Raw genomic sequence first — 5,476 nt, 5'->3', positions numbered from 1 at the left:
CATAACTCCGCCCGGGGTCAGGGGAAGCTCCCCCTCAATTCATTTGTGCAACAGAGCCCATTGCCTTCGCCCCGTATGGCGTGTTCGCGCTGATGACCTGGGTCGCCGGCACCTACGGGCTCGACCTGCTGGCCCCGCTGGCGAAGGTCATTGCGATGGTCTATCTCGGCTGCGCGGTCCACGCGGTAGTGGTCTATGGGGGATTGATCAAGTTTATTGCTCGGCTCAACCCGCTGCGCTACTTCCAGGGCAGCATCGAACCGGTGATGGTCGCGTTTACCAGCACGTCTAGCTCGGGGACGCTGCCGGTCACGATGATGTCGGCGGAGCGCAATCTCGGTGTGTCGCGAAGTGTCTCGAGCTTCGTCCTGCCTATGGGCGCCACCCTCAACATGGATGGCACCGCTCTCTACCAGGGAGTGTGTGCGGTGTTCATTGCCCAGGCTTACGGCCTCGACCTGAACACGAGTCAGTACCTGACCATCGTGCTGACCGCAACCCTGGCTTCCATCGGCACCGCTGGGGTGCCCGGCGCCGGGCTGATCATGCTGTCGCTGGTCCTGGCCTCGGTCGGACTGCCGCTGGAGGGCATTGCGATCATCGCCGGCATCGACCGAATCCTCGACATGGCCCGTACCGCGCTGAATGTGGCGGGTGACTGCGCGGTCGCTTGCGTGGTTGCGCATAGCGAGGGTGAGCTCGATCAGACCGTCTTCGATACGGCCCACGTCCTCAAGGCAGACGAATTCCTCCAGGCCGGGGAAGCAGTCGAGGGGGAAGCCCGGGTCGCTAGAGCGTGATAGGAACTGAGCCGGTCGTCCCCCTGTAGGGCGGATGACCGGATTCACCGCAGCCGCTCGCAAGCCCTAACCGAGCGACGTCACGGACGAGGAATGGGCGTTCGTCTGCCGTACCTGGCGTTGCTGCCCGAGGCCAGCTTGCACGGCGCCACAGCCTGCGCAAGGTGTTCAAAGCCCTGCGCTACATCGTCCGGGTCGGCGGCGCGTGGCACATGCTGCTCCACGACTTCCCGCCCTGGCCTCTGGTGTACCCGCAGACCCAGCACTGGTTTGCCGCGGGCGTCTTCGAGGCACGGGTACATGACCTGCGCGTGCTACAGCGCCAAGCGCAGGGCCGCCAGGCTCAGCCCTCCGCCGCCATCCTGGACAACCGTACGCCGCAGTCAACGCCCGAGAGCGGCTCCAAGGTCCATGTGGCAGTGGACACGCTGGGGCAGCTTCTCGCGCTCAAGGTCAAGCCCGCTGACGAGCAGGGCCGCGCGCAGGTGGGCGAGCTGCCGCAGCAGCCCTAACACGCTCTAGGCTCTGTTTGACAGGGTCCCGAGGGCCGGTCCTACGGCCATTGTTGAAGCTCGATTTCATAGAGAGCTACAGGGAAAGTTGGCCCTCTACGGACGCAATCGAAAACCTTGTCAAACAGACCCTAGCGCCCAGGCCTCCGCCTGGTCCGGCCGAGCGCAACATGATCAAGAGGCAAGTGATGCAGAAACGGAGCGAAAACACCCCGGCCCAGCGCAGATATGGCGTGGTCGGTGGACTCGGAGCGATGGCAGGCGCCGATTTGCTGCTGAAGATGATCCGCGCGACTCAGCGCAGCACGGGGATGCCGGCCGCCGACATTGCCTTCGCGCAGCGCAATTTCGAGGACGGACCGGCTACCGCCGAACAGGGCTACGACCCGACCCGGCGAAAATTCTATGTTTACAACGCACTCAAAGACATGGAAGAGCAAGGCATCGATATCGCTCTGGTGCCATGCTTCGTGTCGCACACCTTCCTGCGCGAGATCACGCCGGAAATCAGCCTGAGGGTGGTGAGCGTCTTCGATGCCCTGCGCCACCGGATCGCGCACAAGCATGCAGGGGTGAGAACGATCGGGGTGCTCACTTCCTCTTACGTGCGAGAATCGGGCATCTTCGAGCGCGAGTTGGGCGAACTCGGCCGGATCGTCTACCCGAATGCAGCAGTGCAGAACGACAAGCTCATGACGGCGATCTACGGCCCGCGCGGCGTGCGCGCAGGACACCATAGTGGCGAATGCCTCCAGCTCCTTTTTGAGACCTGCGCCGACCTTATCGACCAGGGGGCGGGAATCATTGTGCCGGGGATAACCGAGGTTCCGGTGCTGATCGACTCGCTGCGTCCGCTCGTGCCCGTTCCCCTCCTTGACTCCAATTTGGTTTACGCCGAGTTCGCCCTGGAGGTGGATGCTGTGCCGCCGTCGCGCGAGTTCAAGCTCGGCGTGCTCGGCGGCGTAGGTCCGGCGGCGACGGTGGATTTCATGCGCAAGGTGGTGCGCCTCACGCAGGCCGCCCGAGACCAGGACCACATCAAGATGGTCGTCCAGCAGAATCCCCAGATCCCCGACCGCACAGCCAACCTGATCGGTGGAGGGGAGGATCCGACGATCCCCCTCCTGGCTACATGCAAGCGCCTCGAAGCCGACGGCGCCGCTGCCATTGTCATCCCCTGCAATACTGCCCATGCCTACGTGGATCGTATTCAGCCCTATCTGGGAATACCCATCGTGAACATGCTGTCCGAGGTGGTCGCGCATCTGCGCACGCAACTACCGGCAGTGGGCACCGTCGGTCTGCTCGCCACCTCGGGCACGGTAGCAAGCGGGGTCTATCGCGAGGTCATCAAGTCGGCCGGTATGAGCTTGCTGGTGCCCGACGCAAACCACCAGGCTCAAGTGATGCTGGCAATCTACGGAGAGAAGGGTGTCAAGGCTGGATTCACCAGCGGCGCTTGCAGCGAGTACGTGGCCGCGGCGATTGAGCATCTCACCGCGCAGGGAGCCCAAGCGGTCATCCTTGGCTGTACGGAGTTGCCCCTTGTCGAGCTGGAGGCAAAAGTGCGCGAGTCGATGGTACTGATCGACCCCACTGAAATTCTTGCAGCGCGATGCGTTGCGCTCGCGCAGCGGGGTCAATCCTTCTCATAACTGCGGGCTAACGGGGCTGACAGGAGCTCCAGAGGGTGACGCGAGACACGTCTCTCGCGCATCTCATGCGCTAAACCACGTCATGCTGGACGGGTTTGACTGTTTGTATAATATCAGACAAACTATCCAGCATGACAAAGCGGACACCGGAGCAGCGCCTGCTGCTCGAACAACTGCAACAGGTCGCCGACGGACTGGCCAAGACCTTCGCCCCCTTCTGCGAAGTCGTGGTGCACGACCTCCTGGATCCCAAGCACGCCATCCTTGCGATCCACAACAACCTCTCGGGTCGCGAAGTCGGGCACCCGGCGACCGAGCTCGGGCTGGCTCGGATCCTGGACCCCGAGTTCGAGCAGGTCATTGCGAACTACCCGAACAAGTTCTCTGACGGACGGCAGGCCAAGAGCACCTCGATCGGCATCAAGGACTCCGAGGGCCGCTACATCGCTGCGCTGTGCATGAACGTCGACCTGAGCCTGTTCCAGGCCTTCCAAAGCGTGCTGAACCAGTTTGTCTCGGTCGAAGGTCAAGTACCGGTGAACGAGACGCTGGACGCAGGGGGGGCCGATGCAATCCGGGCACGGATCGATCAATTCGCAGCTCGATTGGCAACGACACCTCGTGCGCTCAAGGTCGATGACCGACGAGCCGTGGTCAAGGAACTGAAAGCAGCCGGCCTGCTCGATGTACGCCGCTCGATGGAGACAGTCGCTGCGCATCTGGGCATTTCCCGCGCATCGGTGTACAGCTATGCCAAGTGACGCACGGCTTCTCCTGCTCGACAAACCGGTGCCGCAGGAGCACTGAGCCTACAGGGACTGGCCCGTCCTGACAGCGCATCCACTACGTTCTTTGCAATGGGCGTGTAAGCCCAAGGCATTAACCAAAGTGCAGTTATTGCACATGCGTGCCAAGGGCGTGTTCGTGGTCCGTACCACCCGCACGGGCAGCGGAGCCCTCGTCCGTAACGGCGAGACCAACGACGACAAGAACGACTACGTTGTGGTGGATGATCAGAACCCCGCCAAGGCGCGCATCCTGACGGCCCTGGCGCTGACAAAGACAACCGACACGAAGGAGCTGCAGCGACTGCTCTGGAAGTACTGACCCACTTCGTCTGTCGTGTGATTAGCGTCATGGCGGCATAGTGTTATCGGGAAGATCGTTCCGGCCTGTTGCGGTGCGAGTTCCCGCCTGAGCTGCCTGACGCGGCCAGCGCCTGTTTATCAATGCGAGGCGGTCCCATACGGGGCCGCCGATACTAGACCCTGTCAAAATCGCCATGTTTGACCAGCTCTTAACCTTACTCAATCGAGAGAACGCTCGTTTCCGGGTGATAGAACATCCAGCCGAAGGGAAGTCCGACCTGGTCGCCCGCATCCGGGGGACCACTCCGGGGCAGGGCGCCAAGGCCATGCTCTGCAAAAGCAGAGATACGTCCGCCCATCTGGTGCTTGCCGTCCTGCCCGGTGACAGGAAACTGGATTTCAAGAAAGTGGCACAGGCTGCCGGCATCAAGCGAGCGACACTTGCAACGGCTGAGGAAGCCATCCAAGAGACAGGGTGCCAGATCGGCGCCATTCCCCCTTTCTCCTTTTCCTCGAAGATCAAGCTGGTGGTTGATCCCGATTTGGTCAACAACCACGACGAGATCGCCTTCAATGCAGGCCGCCTCGATCGGTCGATCGTGCTCGACTCCCGGGACTTCGTACGAATCGCACAGCCAATTCTCGAGTCCCTATGTGCTTAGCAAACGTCTCGGCGATTACCTTGGATCTGGACGATACCTTATGGCCGTTTGCTCCATCCGTGGAGCGGGCCGAAAGGGTACTGCACAAGTGGCTTTTACAGCATGCACCTGGAACGGCGAGCGTGCTCACATCGCCACAGAAGTTGCATGAACTGCGCTCAGCTACAGAGCGCGAACGGCCTGAATTGGCGCATGATCTCAAATCTCTGCGTCTGGAGTCGATTCGCATGGCCCTTACGCTGTCAGACGAGGACGCAGGTCTCGCCGGTGCCGCTTATGAGGTCTTCTTTGCCGAGCGGCAGCGGGTGGAACTCTACGAGGATGTGCTGCCAGCATTGCAATGGCTGGCCAGGCGTTATCCCTTGGTTGCTGTGTCCAACGGCAATGGGTGTCTCAAGGCTGCCGGCGTTCAACAATTCTTTCAGGCGGATCTGAGGGCGTCGACCTTCGGCTGCGCTAAACCCGATGCCGCGATCTTCCAAGCCGCAGCTGCTTTGGCCGGTGTCGCTGCGGACCGGGTGCTTCACGTTGGAGACGATGCCGAACTGGACATTGCCGGAGCATTAGCTGCCGGGTTGCAGGCGGCCTGGATCGTGCGGTCAAGTTCGCAGACAAGTGTGCAATGGGTGCACGGTGATCGCCGACCTCAGCTAATCTTTCCTGATCTTCGAGCACTTTGCCGGATGCTCGAGGTCGGCAGCAGGCTTTGTTGCGCAAATAGATTGAGAGCGAGATTCCCCTGACCCCGGACGGAGTTAT

5 protein-coding genes and 2 pseudogenes are annotated in these 5,476 nt (G+C 61.5%); all 7 read left to right on the top strand.

Going from position 1 to position 5,476, the window contains the following annotated elements:
* The first annotated feature begins 41 nt into the window (after window positions 1–41).
* The 7 genes and pseudogenes from D3A59_RS24565 (at window position 42) to D3A59_RS24535 (ending at window position 5,460) form a co-directional block, all read left to right on the top strand.
* Window positions 42–800 (top strand): cation:dicarboxylate symporter family transporter, encoded by a 759-nt coding sequence (locus D3A59_RS24565; protein WP_119157929.1) that lies wholly within the window; start codon window positions 42–44, stop codon window positions 798–800.
* A gap of 70 nt (window positions 801–870) precedes the next feature.
* Window positions 871–1,297, top strand: a pseudogene (locus D3A59_RS24560) (transposase); the annotation flags it as partial.
* A gap of 185 nt (window positions 1,298–1,482) precedes the next feature.
* Window positions 1,483–2,967, top strand: coding sequence for a cysteate racemase (gene cuyB, locus D3A59_RS24555; RefSeq protein WP_240636202.1), 1,485 nt, complete (start codon window positions 1,483–1,485; stop codon window positions 2,965–2,967).
* Between the two features lie 131 nt (window positions 2,968–3,098).
* A complete protein-coding gene (locus D3A59_RS24550; protein WP_119157927.1) occupies window positions 3,099–3,728 on the top strand; it encodes a helix-turn-helix transcriptional regulator in 630 nt (209 codons plus the stop codon).
* Window positions 3,729–3,873: 145 nt separating this feature from the next.
* A pseudogene (locus D3A59_RS24545) lies at window positions 3,874–4,074 on the top strand (L-asparaginase); the annotation flags it as partial.
* A 175-nt stretch (window positions 4,075–4,249) separates the two neighbouring features.
* Window positions 4,250–4,717 (top strand): YbaK/prolyl-tRNA synthetase associated domain-containing protein, encoded by a 468-nt coding sequence (locus tag D3A59_RS24540; protein WP_119157926.1) that lies wholly within the window; start codon window positions 4,250–4,252, stop codon window positions 4,715–4,717.
* Window positions 4,708–5,460, top strand: a complete 753-nt coding sequence (locus tag D3A59_RS24535) for an HAD-IA family hydrolase (RefSeq protein WP_119157925.1) — start codon at window positions 4,708–4,710, stop codon at window positions 5,458–5,460. The genes D3A59_RS24540 and D3A59_RS24535 overlap by 10 nt, the downstream gene beginning before the upstream one ends.
* Window positions 5,461–5,476: the final 16 nt, after the last annotated feature.

Source organism: Caldimonas tepidiphila, assembly GCF_003569765.1.
Taxonomy (GTDB): domain Bacteria; phylum Pseudomonadota; class Gammaproteobacteria; order Burkholderiales; family Burkholderiaceae_C; genus Caldimonas; species Caldimonas tepidiphila.
This window is presented reverse-complemented; position numbering and strand designations above follow the sequence as displayed.

Bases quoted from the DNA above. Each gene is read 5' to 3' on its own strand.
- cuyB (WP_240636202.1), top strand. From the start codon at position 1,483: ATGATCAAGAGGCAAGTGATGCAGAAACGGAGCGAAAACACCCCGGCC.
- D3A59_RS24540 (WP_119157926.1), top strand. From the start codon at position 4,250: ATGTTTGACCAGCTCTTAACCTTACTCAATCGAGAGAACGCTCGTTTC.
- D3A59_RS24550 (WP_119157927.1), top strand. From the start codon at position 3,099: ATGACAAAGCGGACACCGGAGCAGCGCCTGCTGCTCGAACAACTGCAA.
- D3A59_RS24535 (WP_119157925.1), top strand. From the start codon at position 4,708: ATGTGCTTAGCAAACGTCTCGGCGATTACCTTGGATCTGGACGATACC.